Source organism: Sphingomonas hankookensis (genome assembly GCF_028551275.1).
Taxonomy (GTDB): domain Bacteria; phylum Pseudomonadota; class Alphaproteobacteria; order Sphingomonadales; family Sphingomonadaceae; genus Sphingomonas; species Sphingomonas hankookensis_A.
Window position 1 is genome coordinate 22,116 of the sequence record NZ_CP117025.1, and the last position, 17,865, is coordinate 39,980.

Here is a 17,865-nt window from a genome sequence, read left to right on the forward strand (position 1 = left end):
TACCGTGCAGCGTGGGCACCTTGCCCGGGCAAGCCGTACGACGACGTCCGGCGGGCGGCGCAGGGCAACCGCGAAGCGGCGGGCCGATGCAGGCCTGTGATGGCGTCGCTCGTCAGTCATGGGGGCAAGGCCCCGCTCCTTCCTCACTCCTATCCACAGACCCGCATCGGCTCCGTCCCGATGGGTCAAAACCAGGCCTTCAGGCTCTAATGCGGGTCGCGGCGCTGGCGGCGGCGGATGATTTCGACGGGTGGCGCGATGCCGCCCGGTCGCTCGCCGCGCAGCGCGTGTCCCCAGCGGAAGTGGTGTGGCAGGTCGGTGACCTGCCCACCGACCTGTTCGGCGACGAGGCGATCGTCGCCGGCGACGCCCCCGCCCCCCGCGTGCCCCGTGCGTTCATCGATCTGGCGCGGACGGTGGCGATGCACGCCGACCCGGAGCGATTCGCGCTGCTCTATGCGATGCTCACCCGCCTGATCGACCAGCCCCGCCTGATCGACGACAAGGCCGATCCGGCGATGCGGCGGCTGGAGGAGATGGCCAAGGCGGTCCGGCGCGACATTCACAAGATGCGCGCCTTTCTGCGCTTTCGCGAGGTCGAGGAAGAGGGCGGCACCCGCTTCGTCGCGTGGTTCGAGCCGGAGCATCATATCGTCCGCCACAATGGCCGGTTCTTCGTCGACCGGTTCGCGGCGATGCGCTGGTCGATCCTGACGCCCGAAGTGTCGCTGCACTGGGACGGCGAGACGCTGTCCGAAGGGCCCGGTGCCAGCAAGGCCGACGCCCCCGACGGCGACCCGGTCGAGGAGGTCTGGAAGACCTATTACGCGTCGATCTTCAATCCCGCCCGGCTGAAAAAGGGCGCGATGCTGAAGGAGATGCCGCGCAAATATTGGAAGAACATGCCCGAAACCGCGCTGGTCCCGGCGCTGATCGCGGGGGCACAGGCACGCGAGGCGGCGATGATCGAGACGGCACGAGCGGCTCCCGGTGGCAATAGCGAGGCGGCGTGGGCGGCGCTGCGCGACGAGGCGATGGGCTGCCAGCGCTGCCCGCTATGGAAGCCAGCGACGCAGACGGTGTTCGGCGAGGGGCCGGTGGATGCCGATATGATGGTCGTCGGCGAACAGCCGGGCGACCAGGAGGATCTGGCGGGGCGCCCCTTCGTGGGCCCGGCGGGGCAGATGTTCGACCGGGCGATGGCCCAAGCCGGGATCGATCGGTCGCGAGTCTATGTCACCAACGCGGTCAAGCATTTCAAGTTCGAGCCGCGGGGCAAGCGGCGCATCCATGCCAAGCCCGGCGTGGGCGAGATCGATGCCTGTCGCTGGTGGATCGAACAGGAGCGCGGCATTCTCCGCCCGCGCATGACGGTGGCGCTGGGCGCGACGGCGGCGCGGTCGCTGACCGGCAAGACGGTGACGATCTCGCGCGAGCGCGGGCGGGTGCTGACCTTGGCCGATGGCGGGATCGGCTGGATCACGGTCCATCCGAGCTATTTGCTGCGGCTGCCCGATAAAATCCAGGCAGAAGAAGAGTTTGCACGGTTCGTCGAGGATTTGAAGGGTGCGGCGGCGGCGATGGCGTGAGGCCAAAGTTCACTAAGTTCACACTCGTCGCGTTGTTGTGGTGGTAGCGATTCCTCCCGTTTGAACTGGGCGTCATGCCGGCGGCGGCTGGCATTTTTCCGTTACCGGGGGCGGCAGGAGCCGCTTGAGGCCCCAGCCTTCGCTGGGGCGACGTTTGGGGGCTGACGGTGAGAAAGATCGTTTTCACGCGAAGGCGCGGCGGCGCGGAGTAGAAAAAAGGGCTGTTTTTCGCGCAGAGGCGCAGAGGGTGAAGAGGGGTTGTGGAGCGGGCGGCGTCAGTCTGTCTGGCAAAGCCCTTCTCTTTCGGCTCCCCCCATAGAGAGCCGCGGTCGCGGCGAGCGCCACCTCTCTGCGCCCTCCGCGCCTCTGCGCGATCAAATCCTTCCTTCTTCTCCCCGCCTCCGTGTGAACCCATTCCCGCGAGCCTACCTAAAGCACCCGCTGTAGGAAAATCATTCCGGGCGCGGATGCCACCACGGCTCAGGCTGCGGCAGGGTGATCGCGTCGTGCTGATCCGGGGCCTCGGCGATGGCGCGCAGGCGGTCGAGGTCTTCGGGGGTGTCGATGTCGATCAGTTCGGCCGGCGTCGTTACGACATGGCGACCGGCGCGGACGAGGTCGCGGGCGCCGGCATCGCCTTCGAGCGATTCGAGGAAGTCGAAGCGGCCCGCGCCGAACACGGCCGGCGGGCACGGCCTCGTCCCGTCGCTCGACGCGACTACCGCGTCCGCATCGTCGCGGGCGGTGTCGAGCAGGCGATAGACATGGGCGGCGGTGATGCGCGGCATGTCGGCGAGCGCGATCACCACGCCCTTCGCGCCCTTGGCCCGCGCCGCGCGCAGGCCGAGCTGGACGGAGCGCGACATGCCCGCCGCGGGGTCATCGTTGACGATAACGTCATAGCCGCGCGACGCGAAGTCGAGCTTCGTCCCGTCGATCACCGCGACGCGGTCGAGGAACGGGATCGCCTCCAGCGCGGTCACGACATGATAGGCGACCGGCTTGTGCAGGAATTCCTGCGCCAGCTTGTCGGCATCGCCGAAGCGCTGCGAGCGCCCGGCCGCCAGCAGGATCAGGACGGTATCTTCAGCGCGCATGGAAGCTCCTTACCATGGCCGCCGCGATCGACAGCGCGATTTCGGACGGGCCGATCGCCCCGATGTCGAGCCCGACCGGACCGTCGATCCGCTCAAGCCCCTGCGCCCCGGCAGCGGAGATGCGTTCGAGCCGCGCGGCGTGGCTGCGCCGCGATCCCAGCGCGCCGATATAGGCGGCGGGGGATTTCAGCGCCTCGATCAGCGCGGGGTCGTCGATCTTCGTATCGTGGCTGAGGGTCACGACGGCAGTGGCGGCATCGGGCTTCAACGCCTGCAATGCCTCGTCCGGCCAGCGATCGTCGAGGGTGACGCCGGGGAAGCGCTCTTCGGTCAGGAAGCGGGCGCGCGGGTCGATGACGGTGGTGGCGATGCCCAGTTCGCGCGCCATGCCCGACAGCGCCTGCGCGATCTGTACCGCGCCGACGATCAGCAGGCGGCGCGGCGGGTCGTAGCGGTTGAGGAACGCGCCCTCCGTCTCGCCGATGCTGGTGCGACCGGTGGTGCGATCGGTCGACAGGGTGATGGCGCGTCCTTCCGCGCCCGCCGCGTCGATCGCGTCGAACAGCACGGGGTCGAAGCCCTCCGGGTCGACGCGCTGGACCATGACCTCGATCTCGCCGCCGCAGGGCAGGCCGACTTCCCACGCGGCGGCGTCGGCCACGCCATAGCGTTTGATGGCGAAGGGCGCGCCGGCGATGACGTCGGCGGCGGTGGCGAGGATGTCGCTTTCGACGCAGCCGCCCGATACCGATCCTTCGAAACGGCCGTCCTGATGGACCAACATGTGGCTGCCGCGCGGGCGGGGCGCGGAGCCCCAGGTCGAGGTGACGGTGGCCAAGGCAAGCGGCGCGCCTGCCCAGTCACGGGCGGCGGTCAGGATGGTGTCGTTGTCGGCCATGATGTTCCGATGATGGGGGAATTTCGGGCGCGTGGCCAGTGGCGTGGTGCTGCCCCTTGTCGTACCCCCGCGCAGGCGGGGGTCCAGGGCGTCGAACGCTACCGTTGCGTTGCCTGGCTCTGGACCCCCGCCTGCGCGGGGGTACGGAAAGATGTCAGATCACATCCAGCACCAGGCCGCGTTCCTTCGCTTCCTCGGCACCGATATACCAGTTGGCCGGGGCCTTCTCGACCAGTTCCTCGAACGGGACCTGCGACCCGGCGACGATCGCGCGGAAGCCCTCTTCCTCGATCTCGACCGAGGTTTCGATCTCGTGCAGCTTGGCCTTCAGCGTCGCGACCAGCATCTTCAGCGGGCCGGACAGTTCGATGGTGCTGGTCATCTGCCGCTCGTGCAGCATCAACCGGGTGCCCTTGGTCAGGAAACGCTTGTTGACCTGGAAGGCCGACATGAAGGTCGATCCGGCGGAATAGACCGCGACCTTGCCGAGGAACAGCGCCTCGCGGCCGGTATAGTCGCGGAGCAGGCGGATATCGTCGCCCATCGCGCGGGCGACTTCGGGATCGCCGCCGAGCGTCGAGATGGAGACGACGAGCGGGCCTTCTGCGGGGGCGTTCAACAGTTGCTCGCGGAAATTGGCGTACATCGCATGGTCGACCGGGCCGGTCAGATGGATGTGCGGGCGGGCGAGCAGCGGATAATCGTTGACGTTGGTGTCGGACATGACGGGCGTTCCCTCTGGCGTGGTCGGCGGCGGAACCGGGGGGAGCGGGGTTATGTTCCGGGGATGGGTCGTTGGCGGGAGAAGAAAGTTCAGAGGCTCGCGCGGAGGCGCGGAGGCGCGGAGACGCGGAGGGGTTTCGTGTCTGGCGGGCGGGCCGTGTCGTTGCGGCATTCGGGTTCGTGGGGAGAGATGGAGAGAGGCTCGCTGGCGCGAGGAGCGTTACCTCTCCCCATCGTCACCCCGGACTTGATCCGGGGTCCCGCTGCTTAACCCCGTCGAACAGAAGAAGAAGCGGGACCCCGGGTCAAGCCCGGGGTGACGGGGGTGGGCAGGTTGGCGTCGGGTCGCGACCGCTCCGCTTGCGGAACCCTCCGCATCTCCGCGCCTCCGCGCGAACCCCTATCTTCTGCGTCCTTTGTGCCTTCGCGAAACTCCAACTCTTCTTCGCGCCTTCGCGTGAATCAAAAAGGGCGACCGGTCCGCACCGATCGCCCTTCCCTCAACCGTTTGAAAACAGGCTCAGTACACCCGCTTCTTCGGCTTGATATATTCGATCTCGTCGGTCAGCGTATAGTCGTGCACCGGGCGATAATCGATCGCGGTGGTGCCGAGCGTGCCGCCCCAGCCGTCGAAGGTCGCGATGGTGTGCTTCATCCAGTTGGCGTCGTCGCGGTCGGGGAAATCCTCGTTCACGTGCGCGCCGCGGCTTTCCTTGCGGTTCTGCGCCGACTTGATCGTCACCATCGCCTGCGCCAGCAGATTGTCAAGCTCGAGCGTCTCGACCAGATCGGTGTTCCAGATCAGCGAGTTGTCGGTGACGTGCACGTCGGCGAACGAGCGATAGATATCCTCCATCATCGTCACGCCTTCGTTCAGCAGCGCGTCGTCGCGGAACACGGCGCAGTGCTTCTGCATCGTCTTCTGCATGTCGAGGCGGATCTGCGCGGTCGGCTTGCTGCCGCTCGCGTTGCGGAACTTGTCGAGGCGAGCGAGCGCCAGGTCGGCCGATCCTTCCGGCAGCGGCTTGTGCGGGGTGTTGGGCTTCAGGGTTTCCTTGAGCCGCAGACCCGTCGCACGGCCGAACACGACCAGATCGATCAGCGAGTTGGAGCCGAGGCGGTTGGCGCCGTGCACCGACACGCAGGCCGCTTCGCCGACCGCGAACAGGCCGGGCACGACCGCGTCGGGGTTGCCGTCCTTGATGGTCACGACTTCGCCGTGATAGTTACACGGGATGCCGCCCATATTGTAATGGACCGTCGGCGTCACCGGCAGCGGCTGGCGGGTCAGGTCGACACCGGCGAAGATCTTGCCGGTTTCGGTGATGCCCGGCAGGCGTTCGGCCAGCACCTTGGGATCGATATGGTCGAGGTGCAGGAAGATATGGTCGCCGTCCTTGCCGACGCCGCGCCCTTCGCGCATCTCCATCGCCATCGACCGGCTGACGACGTCGCGCGAGGCAAGGTCCTTGGCCGAGGGGGCGTAGCGTTCCATGAACCGCTCGCCATCCTTGTTGGTCAGATAGCCGCCCTCGCCACGCGCGCCCTCGGTGATAAGGACGCCCGCGCCATAGATGCCGGTCGGGTGGAACTGGACGAATTCCATGTCCTGCAGTGGCAGGCCGGCGCGCAGCACCATGCCGCCGCCGTCGCCGGTGCAGCTATGCGCGGAAGTCGCCGAGAAATAGCAGCGGCCATAGCCGCCGGTCGCCAGCACCACCGAATGCGCGCGGAAGCGGTGGATCGACCCGTCTTCCATGCACAGCGCGATCACGCCGCGGCAGACCTTGCCCTCGGGCGTGTCCTCCATGATCAGGTCGAGCGCGAAATATTCGATGAAGAAGTCGGCGTCATACTTCAGCGACTGCTGGTACAGCGCGTGGAGCATGGCGTGGCCGGTACGGTCGGCGGCGGCGCAGGTGCGCTGCACCGGGGGGCCTTCGCCCATATTCTGCATATGGCCGCCGAACGGACGCTGGTAGATCGTCCCGTCCTCGTTGCGGCTGAACGGCACGCCGGCATGTTCCAGCTCGATGACCGCAGCGGGCGCCTCGCGGACCATATACTCGATCGCGTCCTGGTCGCCGAGCCAGTCGGAGCCCTTGACCGTGTCGTACATGTGCCACGACCAGTGGTCGGGCGAGTTGTTGCCGAGGCTGGCGGCGATGCCGCCCTGCGCGGCGACGGTGTGCGACCGCGTCGGAAACACCTTGGTGATGCAGGCGGTCTTCAGGCCGGCTTCGGCGATGCCCATGGTGGCGCGAAGGCCGGAACCGCCCGCGCCCACGACGATCGCGTCATAGGTGTGGTCGATGATCTTGTAAGCGTCGGTGGCCATTATGCGGGCGTCCCGGTGAAAGCGATGCGGAGGATCGAGAAGGCGGCGAGCAGCCATCCCGCGCCATAGACGAGGTTCAGCGCGATCAGCGCGACGACGCGCGTTTCGTCATGCTGATAATCCTCGATCACGGTCTGCAGGCCCATCTTGGCATGGTAGAAGACCGAGGTGGCGAGCAGGATCAGCGGCACCGCGCCCCATGCCGACGACACCCACGCATAGACGGTGTCGTAATCATAGGCGGGCAGCAGCGCGAGCGAGAGCACGAACCACAGCATGAGGACGAGGTTCGAGACCGCCGTCAGCCGCTGATGCCAGAAATGATGCGCGCCGGCCTTGGCCGATCCCAGGCCGCGCACGCGGCCGATGCTGGTTCCGTTACCCATCAGTGCTTCCCCACCAGCAGCCAGGCCCACAGCGCGGCAGTCGCGCAGGCGGCGAACACGATCGTCGCGACCGCGCTCTGCCGGTTGCCCTTCAGTTCGAAATTCGCGCCGATATCCATGAAGAAATGACGCACGCCGTTGCCGATATGCTGGAACAGCGCGAAGCTGAGACCGATGCCGACCAGATAGCCGATGGGCGCGAACGGACCGGTGAACCACGACAGGAAGCGGGCATAGCTGTCCTCGCCACCCGACAGCGCGGCCAGCCACCACACGAACAGCGCGAGGCCAACCGTGCCCATGGCGACGCCGGTCGCGCGGTGCAGGATCGACACCAGCATGTTCGGCCCCCAGCGCCAGACCTGGAGATGGGGCGAAACGGGGCGGTTTTTCGGGCGGACCATGGCCAAGTCGGACATTCCTCAAAGCAGCGCGCGCAGCCACGTCGGGCGGATGCGGATTTCCAGCGATTGTGGCCTATCTACGCACCCGCCCCGCCGATGCAAGTCTGCATGCACGAAAGGGCCGGCCCCGGCATTGCGCGAACGACGCCCGACCCGTGGTCAACCGACTGTTAACGCCTGCACGTTACCCCCGGCAGCTACAGGGGTCCGCCGTGCCAGTTGCGGGCGCCAGCGAACAGGGGAAGCGAATCGTGGGGACCAGGAAGCTGCCGGCACCGGAAAGCGTGAGCCGGACGATCGATCTGCAAGAGCGCCTGCACCTGTTCAACATTTCCGCCGAAGACGTGGCCGCCGCGCGCGAGCTGTGGACCATCATCGAACCGCATGCCCGAGAAGTCGCCGCCGCGCATTTCCAGCAGTCGCAAAAGGTCGGCGGGGCGAACAGCATGCACCGCAACTACGACCGGATGATCGAGCTGGGCGTCGCCTATCTGCGCAACCGCTTCACCAACCTGACCGGCCTGGCCTGGGTAGAATCGTGCGAGCGGACCGTCGCCAGCGCATTCGCCGCCGACGTCACGCTGACCGCGATCCTGTCGATGGGCGATGCCGGCGCGCGCACGCTGCTGGACGTGCTGCGTCGCGGGATCGAGGACGAAGCCGCGTTCCGCTATGCCGCCGAGCTGCTGTTCCGGCTGCGGTCGCTGGAATCCGAAGTGTTCGTGTCGCTGTTCAACGCCTATCTCCAATACGATCTGCAGGAATCGCGCGACCAGCTGGCGCATGAGTTCCGCGACAATATCGGCGCGACGGTCGAGCGGGCGAGCCGCGAGAGCGACACGCTGCGCATCCATGCCAGCCGGTCTTCGGCCAATGTCCGCGGCATGCTGGGCAAGGCGTCCGAAGTCGCCGCCGCCGCCGAACAGTCGGCGGTCGCGATGCGCGAAGCCGCCGCCACCTCCGCCGGGCTGATCCGCGCGATCGAGGATGCGCGGATGGAGGTCGAGGCCGCCGCCGAGATCGCCACCCGCGCGTCGGAACAGGCCGGCACCGCCGTCGGCATGTCGGAAGCGCTGTCGGACCATGCCAAGTCGATCGAATCGATCCTGGGGCTGATCCGCGACATTGCCGGGCAGACCAACCTGCTGGCGCTCAACGCCACGATCGAGGCCGCCCGCGCGGGTGATGCCGGCCGCGGCTTTGCGGTGGTGGCGCAGGAGGTGAAGAGCCTCGCCAGCCAGACCGCCCGCGCGACCGACGACATCGCCGCCAAGATCGCCGCGATCCAGGCGGCCACGCGCTCGACGGTCGAGACCAACGCATCGATCCGCTCGACCGTGACCGAAGTGCAGGAAAGCGCCAACCGCATCCGCAGCGCGATGGAGGTGCAGGCGCAGACCGTGACCGCGATCACCGCCGCGGTCGACGAAACCGCGCTGGCCGCCGATTCGATGTCGTCGACCATCGCCGCGATCCGCGAGGATACCGAAACGGTGGCGTCGGAAATCGACCGGGTCGGCGACGGCTTCTTCTTGCTGGACGGCGAGCTGGGCTCGCTCAAGGCGAGCACCGTCGAGTTCATCAGCAAGGTCGCCGCGTAAGCGCGGCACCCCCTGCCCCCGGACCTGGTCCGGGGTTCCGCCTCCTACGGACAGCACCAACAGGAGCGGGACCCCGGATCAAGTCCGGGGGATGTTGCCTTGATCGGGCCGCGCATTGAATGTCCCCGCGCCCGCGCCTACACCGCGCGGCCATGGCATCCCCGACCCTGACGGCTCCCGCACGATGAGCTGGAAACTCACCCTCCCCTGCACCCGCGCCGAGGCGGAGACGATCGATGCAGCCGAGGATTTCGGCATCGATCCCGCGCCGGTGCTGATGACCACCGAGACGGTCGAGGACGATACCGAGACGTGGCGGCTGGACGCCTATTTCGAGGCCGAGCCGGACGATGCCGCCATCGCCGCGATCGCCGCGCTGGTGCCGAGTGCGGCGGGCACGCCACCGCAGGTCGAGGCGCTGGGCGACGAGGATTGGGTGACGATGAGCCAGGCGGGGCTGGAGCCGCTGCATGTCGGGCGCTTCTTCGTCCATACCGCCGCCTATGCCGATGCGGTGCCGGCGGGCGCGCGGGCGTTTTTGATCGATGCCGGACGGGCGTTCGGGACCGGGCACCACGAGACGACCAGCGGGTGCCTGGCGATGCTCGACCGGATGGCGGACCGGGATTTCCGGAACGTCATCGACCTGGGCACCGGGACCGGCCTGCTCGCCTTTGCCGCGCGCGAGCTGTGGCCGACGGCGCGGGTGATCGCGACCGATATCGATCCCGTCGCGATCGACGTGACCGCGGTGAATGCGACGCTGAACGCGGTCGATCGGGTCGAACTGGTGGTGGCCGATGGCGCGCTGTCCGACGATATCACCGCGGCGGCGCCGTACGACCTGTTGATCGCCAACATCCTTGCCGGGCCGCTGATGTCGATGGCGCCGGAAGTGGCGGCGATCGCCGCCGCCCACGCGACGATCGTGCTGGCCGGGTTGCTGGAGACGCAGCGCGCGGATGTGGTCGCGGCCTATGCGGCGTGCGGCTGTTCGCTGGAGGACGTCGACCGGCGGGGCGACTGGAGCGTGCTGCGGCTGACCGCCGGGGCCGAGCGGTTCGTGCCGACCGCGCCGATCGATCCCAAGGGCCGCGACGGGTGGGCGTTGGATTTGTGAGATCCTCCCCGCGCAGCGGGGAGGAGCTTTCAGGCCTTCGACCGGGCGTAGTGCTGCGTGCCTTCGGTGACGACGTCATCCTTCGGTAGCACCTCATCCACCGCAATCTCCTGCTCCTCGCGGATCGCTTCGTAGACCGGCGCGAAGTCGGTCTCGACGGTCAGGCGCAGCAGTTCGTCGAAGCTGGGGATGACGAAATAGGTCTGCTGGAAATCGTCGATCCGGTAATCGGTGCGCATCACGCGGGCGAGGTCGAGCATGATCCGGTTGGGGCTGGGATCGTCGAGCGAGAAGCGGGTCTCCGACGCGCTCGACACGATGCCGGCGCCATAGATGCGCAGGCCCTCCGGCTCCTGCACCAGCCCGAATTCGACCGTGTACCAGTAGAGCCGCGCCAACTGCTTGAGCGAGCCGAGTTCGAGCGCGCGCAGGCCGCCGCGGCCATAGGCGGCCAGATAGTCGGCGAAGACCGGGTCGGCGAGCATCGGCACATGGCCGAACACGTCGTGGAAGACGTCGGGTTCCTGCAGGTAATCGAGCTGGTCGGGGCGGCGGATGAAGTTGCCGGCGACGAAGCGGCGATTGGCCATGTGGGTGAAGAAGACGTCGTCGGGCACCAGCCCGGGCACCGCGACCACCCGCCAGCCGGTCAGCGCCTCCAGCCGGTCGGACAGTTCCTCGAAATCGGGGATGCCCGATTCGGACAGCTTGAGCGCATCGAGCCCGCGCAGGAACGCGTCCGACGCACGACCGGGCAGCAACTTCATCTGCCGCGCATAGAGCGTGTCCCACGTCGCATGGTCTTCGGCGCTATAGGCGTCCCAGCGCTGCGGGATCGTCCAGTCGGCATTGGCCCCGGCGGGCGGGCGGTCGAGTACATGGGTTTCGCTTGCCATCCGCAAATAGTAGCATGGGAAACGATGCGACGGAAATGGCTGCGCCGAATGGCTGGTATGGTGGGCGCGGTCGTGCTGACCCTGCTGCTGTACCTGTTCGCCGGGCTGGTCGGCGGGGCGATCCCGGCGGGCGGACAGGCACCGCCGGCGCAGGGCATCCGCATCTATGTCGAGGATAACGGCATCCATACCGGCATCGTCCTGCCCAAGCATGCCGCGGGCATGGGGTTCGACGATCTGGTACGGGCAGGCGATCTGGCCGATCCGCGCTATACCGGCCATGGGTGGCTGTCGATCGGCTGGGGCGACCGCGCCTTTTATCTCGGCACGCCGAGCTGGGCCGATGTCCGGCCCGCGACCATCGCCGCCGCCGCGATCGGCAGCGATGCGGTCGTGATGCATGTCGGGCACCTGCCGGAGCCGGTAGGCGAGCCGGGCGTTTATCCGGTGATGCTGACGCCCGACCAATATCGCCGGCTGGTGGCCGCGATCCGCGCGAGCTTTGCCGCGCGGACCGACCCGGTGCATGGCTATGGCCCGTCCGATGCCTTCTACGTCGCGCGGGGGCGCTATAGTGCGGTCGAGACGTGCAATTCGTGGACCGGGCGGATGCTGCGCGCGGCGGGCGTGCCGATGGGGCGGTGGACGCCGTTTCCGGTGACGGTGACGGCGTGGCTGTAGAAACCCTGCCCCCGCCCCCGCTCGGCCAGTTCCTGATCGAGACGCCGCGCGCCGCGCTGGCACTGGCCGGCGTGCCGTTCCGGTGGCGGCAGGCGTTGGCGGGGGTGCCGCGTGCCTCCGGAGAGCCGGTGATGCTGCTGCCCGGCCTGTTCAACAGTGACCGGTCGATGACGATCATGGCGCGCTATCTGCGCGACTTGGGCCACGCGCCATCCGGCTGGGGATTGGGTCGCAATTTCGGGCAGCGCAGTATCGGGACGGATGCGAGCGCGCTGATCGACCGGGTCGATGCTCTGGCACAGGTGGCCGGTCGGCCGGTGGCGATGGTCGGGGTCAGCATGGGGGGGATCATGGCGCGGCTGGTCGCGCATCGCCGGCCCGATCTGATCGAACAGGTGGTGACGGTCGCCAGCCCCTATGCCGGGCCGGCGCGATCGACGCGGGTGTGGCGGCTGTACGAATGGATCAGCGGCGAATCGGTCGACGACCCCGCCGTGTTGGCGCTGGCCGACGAAGTGCGCCGGCCGCTGCCGGTTCCCGCCACCGCGATCTGGAGCGCCAGCGACGGGCTGGTTAATGGCCTTGGCTGTCATGCGCCGGGTGAACCGGGATGCCGCGCGGTCGAGGTGGTGAGCAGCCATTATGGCGTGCAGACCCGGCTGATCGTGCTGCGCGCGGTGGCGATGGCGCTGGCGGGGAATCGGTAGGATTTGCTGTTCGTCATACCCCGCCACGGACGTCACCCCAGCGCAGGCTGGGGTCTCCCGGTTATCGGGCGGGACAGGATCCGCGAGAGACCCCAGCCTGCGCTGGGGTGACGTTTGGGACGAGCGCCGATTCTCGGTGACCGCTCAATCGTCGTTGCGGCGTCGTTCCTCCCGCCGACGCCGCGCTTCTTCCTTGCGCATTTCGCGGCCCTCGCGGGCTTCCTTCTTGCGCATCTTGCGGCCGTAATTGCGGTCGGCTTCCGACTGGCTGGTGGTGGTCCAGTCGATCACCTGCGCGCCGGCGCGGACCGGAGCGGTCGCGACGTCCCATACCGTGCTGACGCACCCACCGGTCAGCGGCGCTACCGCCAACACCATCCACGCCAGTCGCATCGGTTCCGAATCCTCAATAGGGTTTGTCGCGTATCTGCGCCCCGATTAGCGGGTAATCGGTGAAGAAACCATCGACGCCCGCCGCGACCGCATCGGCGATCTCCTGCCCGATCCGGCCGTGCGTCGCGGGATCGCCCGGCACGCGATACGCTTCGGGCAAGAAGATATTCTCGGCGCGGTACGTCCAGGGATGGACGCGCAGGCCCGCCGCATGGGCGTCGCGGACCAGCGGCTTGCCGCCCGCGATCATGACCTTGTTCGGGCCGATGCCCCAGGCATAGGTCGCCACCGCCTTCAACCCCGCCGGGGTCGCCATCGTCGCATAATCGTCGACCGGATGATCGGCCGGGCCGCCGGTGTCGTTCATCAGCTGGATCAGGCGGATTTTGGTCAGTTTCTTCAGCGCCTTGAGGTTGTTCACCTCGAACGACTGGATGAACACCGGCGCCGTGGCGCTGTCCCAGCCGGCGGCGCGCAGTTCGGCGACCAGCCGCGCCTCCATCGGATGGCCGATCAAGGCGAAATAGGTCGGGTGCTTGGTTTCTGGGTAGATGCCGATGGTACGGCCGGTCGCGGCGGTGGCACGCTTGGCCAGCGCAATGACCTCGGCGAGGGTCGGCACCGGTTGCCGGCCGTCATAAGCCTTGTTGTCGGGACGCAGCAGCGGCAGGCGTTCCTTCGCGCGCAGCGTGCGCAGTTCGGCGAGGGTGAAATCCTCGGTGAACCAGCCGGTCATCGCCACGCCGTCGATAGTCTTGGTCGTGCGGCGAGTGGCGAATTCAGGATGCTCGGCGACGTCGGTAGTTTCCGAAATCTCGTTCTCGTGCCGGGCGACGAACACATTGTCCTTCGTCAGCACGAGGTCGGGTTCGATGAAGTCCGCCCCCTGTTCGATCGCCAGTTCATAGGCGGCGAGCGTATGTTCGGGGCGCGATCCGCTGGCGCCGCGATGGGCGATCACGATCGGCGTCCTGTCGAGCGGAGCCTCTGCCGTCACCATCGTCGCCCCCAGAATTCCCGCCATCACCAACCCCAACATCTGCGACCCTCTCGCAACAGGAAACCCTTTGGTTGGCGAACGTTAGCCCTGACGACCAACGGAGCGCGCCCTCATGCAATTCACCATCAACGGACAGCCGTATCAGGCGGAGGCGGACATCCGCACCTCCTTGCTCGACCTGCTGCGCGAACATCTCTCGCTCACCGGCAGCAAGAAGGGCTGCGATCATGGCCAATGCGGGGCGTGCACCGTGCTGGTGAACGGCCGCCGCATCAATGCCTGCCTCACGCTCGCCGTGATGCATCAGGATGACGACATCGTGACGATCGAGGGGCTGGGCACGCCCGAGGACCTGCATCCGCTGCAGGCCGCGTTCGTCAAGCATGACGGGTTCCAGTGCGGATACTGCACGCCGGGGCAGATCTGTTCGGCGGTCGGCATGCTGGACGAGGTAAAGAAGGGTTGGCCGAGCCATGTCAGCGCGGACCTCGACGATCCCGATTTCACCGACGACGAAATCCGCGAGCGGATGAGCGGCAATCTGTGCCGTTGTTCGGCCTATCCCAACATCGTTGATGCGATCCGCGAGGTTGCCGATGCCGAGGTGGAGACGGCGGCATGAAGTTGTTCAACTATGCCAAGGCGGACAGCGCCGAAGCCGCGGTCCGCGAAGGCGGGATCAGCGACACGAAATTCATCGCGGGCGGGACCAACCTGCTCGACCTGATGAAATTGCAGATCGAGACGCCCGCACGGCTGGTCGATATCAGCCGGTTGCCGCTCGACCGGATCGAGGAGATGGATGGCGGCGGCATCCGCATCGGCGCGCTGGTGCCCAATTCCGACCTGGCGGCCGATCCGATCATTCGCGAACGCTATGAAGTGCTCAGCCGCGCGCTGCTGGCCGGCGCGTCGGGGCAGTTGCGCAACAAGGCATCGACCGGCGGCAACCTGCTGCAACGGACCCGCTGCTATTATTTCTACGAGACGGCGGCGCGCTGTAACAAGCGGGTGCCGGGATCGGGTTGCGACGCGAAGGAAGGCTTCAACCGCATCCTCGCGGTGCTGGGTACCAGCGAGCATTGCATCGCGACCCATCCCAGCGACATGGGCGTCGCGATGCGCGCGCTCGACGCGACGATCGTGACGCTGGGCGGCGATGGCGAAAAGCGAAGGATCGCGATCGGCGATTTCTACCGCCTGCCCGGCGACACGCCCGATGTCGAGAATGTGCTGCGGCAGGGCGAGTTGATCACCCATATCGAACTGCCGCCGGCTCCCGAGGGCAGGCAGACCTATCGCAAGGTGCGTGACCGGGCGTCTTATGCCTTCGCCCTCGTGTCGGTCGCCGGGATCGTGGCGGTCGGGAACGGCAAGATCACTTCGGCCCAACTCGCCTTCGGCGGCCTGGGGCCGATGCCGTGGCGCGACGAAGCGGTCGAGCGGGTGCTGGTCGGGCAGGCGCCGTCGGACGCACTGTTCGCGGAGGCCGCCGACGTGCTGCTGCGCGACGCGAAAGGCTACGGCTGCAACGACTTCAAGATTCCTCTGACCCGGCGCACGCTGATCGCGACGCTGCGGGAGCTGACCGCATGACCCAGAACGCATTGCGCATGGACAAGCCCGTCGACACCAGCCTGCTCGACAGTGGCGTGCAGGGGATCATCGGCAAGGGGATCGAACGGATCGACGGTCCGCTGAAGGTGGCGGGCAAGGCGACCTATTCCGCGGAATATGAGTTTCCGAACCTCGCTTACGGCTTCCTCGTCCGCGCGCCCTTTGCCGCCGGTACGATCACGTCGATCGATGCGGAAGGCGCCAAGGCGCTGCCGGGCGTCATAGACGTCGTCGTCGACCTGAAGACCTTCATCCGCAACGCGCAGCAGGGCGGCGAGACCGAGGCGCCGACGCAGGGCGTCAAGGACGTCGCCTATTTCGGCGAGCCGGTCGCGATCGTCGTCGCGGAGAGCTTCGAGGTGGCGCGCGACGCGGCGCAGCTGGTGTCGATCCGCCATGAACCGACCGAGGGAGTGTTCACCTTCGACGACCATGTCGACGACGCGATCAAGCCGCCGCCGGGATCGATGCCGCCCTATCACGAACAGGGCAATCTCGACCGGGCGATGGCCGAGGCGGCGTTCACGGTGGACGATGTGTGGCGCACCCCGTCGCAGAATTCGGCCGCGATGGAGCCGCATGCATCGATCGCGCTGTGGGACGAGGACGGGCTGACGCTCTACGGGTCGCTGCAGATGCCGTCGTCGGACAAGCAGCAGCTCGCCAAGTCGCTGGGCGAACGGCAATCGAAGGTGCGGATCGTCGCGCGCTATATCGGCGGCGGTTTCGGGTCGAAGCTCGGCATTTCGCCCGATACGGTAGCCACCGCGATCGCAGCGAAGGCGGTCGGCCGGCCGGTCAAGACGGTGATGACCCGGCAACAGGTGTTCGACGCCACCGTGCGCCGGTCGAACACGCAGCAGCGCTTCCGCCTTGCCGCCGATGCCGAGGGGCGGCTGACCGGGATCGGGCATGAGACACTGTGTTCGAACCTGCCGGGCGAGGGTTATTTCGAGCCGGCCGGACAGGCGACCCAGTTCCTCTATGGCGGCGAAAACCGGATCATCCGCCACGATCTGGTCGAGCTGAATCGCACGCTGTCGGGATCGATGCGCGCGCCGGGCGAAGCGGTCGGGCTGCTCGCGCTGGAAAACGCGATGGACGAGCTGGCGGAGAAGATCGGGATCGATCCGGTCGAGTTGCGTCGCCGCAACGATCCCAGTCGCGATCCGCAGAAGGACGTGCCCTTTTCCACCCGCTCGCTGACCCGCTGCCTCGACGCCGGGGCGGAGGCGTTCGGCTGGGATCAGCGCAACCAGACGCCCGGTGCGAAACGCGATGGCGACTGGCTCATCGGGCAGGGCATGGCATCGACCACCCGCACCAACATGCTGCAACCCAGCGAAGCGCAGGTGTCGATCGGTCCCGACGGGCGGGCGCTGGTCGAAACCGACATGACCGATATCGGCACCGGCACCTACACCATCCTCGCCCAGATTGCGGGCGAGATGCTCGGCCTTCCGGTCGAGCGGGTCGAAGTGCATCTGGGCGATACCAAGTCGCCGCCGGGTGCCGGATCGGGCGGATCATGGGGTGCCGGCAGCAGCGGGTCGTCGGTCTATCTGGCGGCGCAGGCATTGCGCGAAAAGCTGGCCAAGGCGATGGACGTCGACGCCGACGACCTGACGCTCAAGGACGGTCACGCGATCGCCGGCAACCGCCGGGTGCCGATCGGCGATCTGGTCGGCGAGGGGCTGACCGCCACCGGATCGATCGAACCGGGCAAACAGGAGAAGGAAACGACGCAGGCCAGCTATGGCGCGCATTTCTGCGAGGTGAAGGTCCACGCCGTCACCGGCGAGGTGCGGGTCACGCGCTGGCATTCGACGTTCGAGGCCGGGCGCATCCTGAACCAGCAGACCGCGCGGTCGCAGTGCATCGGCGGCATCGTGTTCGGTATCGGCACCGCGCTGACCGAGGAACTGGTCCATGACGATCGCGACGGGCGTATCGTCAACCACGACCTAGCCGAATATCATGTGCCGGCGCATGCCGACATTCCGCCCATGGACATCGCCTTCCTCGACGAACGCGATCCCCATGCAAATCCGCTTCATGCCAAGGGGATCGGCGAGCTGGGCATCGGCGGTGCGGGCGCGGCGGTGTTGAACGCGATCTACAATGCGACCGGGGTACGGGTCCGCGATTACCCCGCGACGCTGGACAAGTTGCTGGAAGGATTGCCGGCCGTCTGAGCAAGGCTCCTCCCCATTGCATGGGGAGGGGGACCGCCGCCGAAGGCGGTGGTGGAGGGGGTTCGCCTCGCAACGCAACGGTTTCGTATGCGGCCCGCCCCCTCCACCAGCTTCGCTGGTCCCCCTCCCCGCAAGCGGGGAGGATCGTAAGAAGCCTACCCCTATGGGCAATTTTCCCTTGTTCGCGTTTGCGGCATCCCCACCTGTCATGTATCTGACC

General features: G+C 67.3%; 17 protein-coding genes. 8 read left to right on the forward strand and 9 right to left on the reverse strand.

Translation table 11 applies throughout. From position 1 onward, the window contains the following. Positions 1-209 precede the first annotated feature (209 nt). Positions 210-1,589, forward strand: coding sequence for a UdgX family uracil-DNA binding protein (locus PPZ50_RS00145; RefSeq protein WP_272815638.1), 1,380 nt, complete (start codon positions 210-212; stop codon positions 1,587-1,589). 452 nt (positions 1,590-2,041) lie between these two features. Here the strand turns inward: PPZ50_RS00145 and PPZ50_RS00150 are convergent, their stop codons facing one another. The 6 genes from PPZ50_RS00150 to sdhC form a co-directional block, all read right to left on the reverse strand. Then, positions 2,042-2,686: a nucleotidyltransferase family protein gene (locus PPZ50_RS00150; RefSeq protein WP_066690686.1), complete on the reverse strand. Its 645-nt coding sequence runs from the start codon at positions 2,684-2,686 to the stop codon at positions 2,042-2,044. Then, complete coding sequence (locus PPZ50_RS00155) at positions 2,676-3,584, reverse strand: XdhC family protein (protein WP_066690689.1); 909 nt, start codon at positions 3,582-3,584, stop codon at positions 2,676-2,678. The genes PPZ50_RS00150 and PPZ50_RS00155 overlap by 11 nt, the downstream gene beginning before the upstream one ends. A 154-nt stretch (positions 3,585-3,738) precedes the next feature. Then, complete coding sequence (locus PPZ50_RS00160) at positions 3,739-4,308, reverse strand: ATP-dependent Clp protease proteolytic subunit (RefSeq protein WP_066690692.1); 570 nt, start codon at positions 4,306-4,308, stop codon at positions 3,739-3,741. A 519-nt stretch (positions 4,309-4,827) separates the two neighbouring features. Continuing rightward, positions 4,828-6,645 (reverse strand): succinate dehydrogenase flavoprotein subunit, encoded by a 1,818-nt coding sequence (sdhA, locus tag PPZ50_RS00165; RefSeq protein ID WP_272815639.1) that lies wholly within the window; start codon positions 6,643-6,645, stop codon positions 4,828-4,830. Further along, entirely contained in the window at positions 6,645-7,031 is a 387-nt protein-coding gene (sdhD, locus tag PPZ50_RS00170; protein ID WP_066690698.1) for a succinate dehydrogenase, hydrophobic membrane anchor protein, read from the reverse strand. Before sdhD ends, sdhA begins: the two co-directional genes overlap by 1 nt. Beyond that, positions 7,031-7,372 (reverse strand): succinate dehydrogenase, cytochrome b556 subunit, encoded by a 342-nt coding sequence (gene sdhC, locus PPZ50_RS00175; RefSeq protein ID WP_336314564.1) that lies wholly within the window; start codon positions 7,370-7,372, stop codon positions 7,031-7,033. The genes sdhD and sdhC overlap by 1 nt, the downstream gene beginning before the upstream one ends. A gap of 314 nt (positions 7,373-7,686) precedes the next feature. Here sdhC and PPZ50_RS18975 point away from each other — a divergent pair, with 314 nt between their 5' ends. Next, positions 7,687-9,036, forward strand: coding sequence for a methyl-accepting chemotaxis protein (locus tag PPZ50_RS18975; RefSeq protein WP_232307966.1), 1,350 nt, complete (start codon positions 7,687-7,689; stop codon positions 9,034-9,036). A gap of 184 nt (positions 9,037-9,220) precedes the next feature. Further along, entirely contained in the window at positions 9,221-10,156 is a 936-nt protein-coding gene (locus PPZ50_RS00185; protein WP_066690702.1) for a 50S ribosomal protein L11 methyltransferase, read from the forward strand. Positions 10,157-10,185: 29 nt separating this feature from the next. Here the strand turns inward: PPZ50_RS00185 and phhA are convergent, their stop codons facing one another. Continuing rightward, a complete protein-coding gene (gene phhA, locus PPZ50_RS00190) occupies positions 10,186-11,052 on the reverse strand; it encodes a phenylalanine 4-monooxygenase (RefSeq protein WP_066690704.1) in 867 nt (288 codons plus the stop codon). 48 nt (positions 11,053-11,100) lie between these two features. On the opposite strand from phhA, the gene PPZ50_RS00195 reads away from it, so the two are divergent. Together PPZ50_RS00195 and PPZ50_RS00200 are read left to right on the forward strand one after the other, a co-directional pair. Further along, complete coding sequence (locus PPZ50_RS00195; RefSeq protein WP_232307967.1) at positions 11,101-11,733, forward strand: TIGR02117 family protein; 633 nt, start codon at positions 11,101-11,103, stop codon at positions 11,731-11,733. Further along, positions 11,724-12,440, forward strand: coding sequence for an esterase/lipase family protein (locus PPZ50_RS00200; RefSeq protein WP_232307968.1), 717 nt, complete (start codon positions 11,724-11,726; stop codon positions 12,438-12,440). The genes PPZ50_RS00195 and PPZ50_RS00200 overlap by 10 nt, the downstream gene beginning before the upstream one ends. Positions 12,441-12,584: 144 nt before the next feature. Here PPZ50_RS00200 and PPZ50_RS00205 read toward each other — a convergent pair whose 3' ends face one another. Together PPZ50_RS00205 and PPZ50_RS00210 are read right to left on the reverse strand one after the other, a co-directional pair. Continuing rightward, entirely contained in the window at positions 12,585-12,833 is a 249-nt protein-coding gene (locus tag PPZ50_RS00205) for a hypothetical protein (protein ID WP_066690710.1), read from the reverse strand. Positions 12,834-12,846: 13 nt separating this feature from the next. Then, the gene (locus PPZ50_RS00210) at positions 12,847-13,857 is read right to left on the reverse strand and encodes a glycerophosphodiester phosphodiesterase (protein WP_066690903.1); all 1,011 of its coding nucleotides are present in this window, start codon (positions 13,855-13,857) and stop codon (positions 12,847-12,849) included. Positions 13,858-13,945: 88 nt separating this feature from the next. Here PPZ50_RS00210 and PPZ50_RS00215 point away from each other — a divergent pair, with 88 nt between their 5' ends. The 3 genes from PPZ50_RS00215 to PPZ50_RS00225 are packed head-to-tail and all read left to right on the forward strand — an operon-like array spanning position 13,946 to position 17,645. Further along, positions 13,946-14,455, forward strand: a complete 510-nt coding sequence (locus PPZ50_RS00215) for a 2Fe-2S iron-sulfur cluster-binding protein (protein ID WP_084401588.1) — start codon at positions 13,946-13,948, stop codon at positions 14,453-14,455. Next, a complete protein-coding gene (locus PPZ50_RS00220) occupies positions 14,452-15,429 on the forward strand; it encodes an FAD binding domain-containing protein (protein WP_066690712.1) in 978 nt (325 codons plus the stop codon). Before PPZ50_RS00215 ends, PPZ50_RS00220 begins: the two co-directional genes overlap by 4 nt. 17 nt (positions 15,430-15,446) lie before the next feature. Further along, positions 15,447-17,645, forward strand: coding sequence for a xanthine dehydrogenase family protein molybdopterin-binding subunit (locus PPZ50_RS00225; RefSeq protein WP_198158558.1), 2,199 nt, complete (start codon positions 15,447-15,449; stop codon positions 17,643-17,645). Positions 17,646-17,865: the final 220 nt, after the last annotated feature.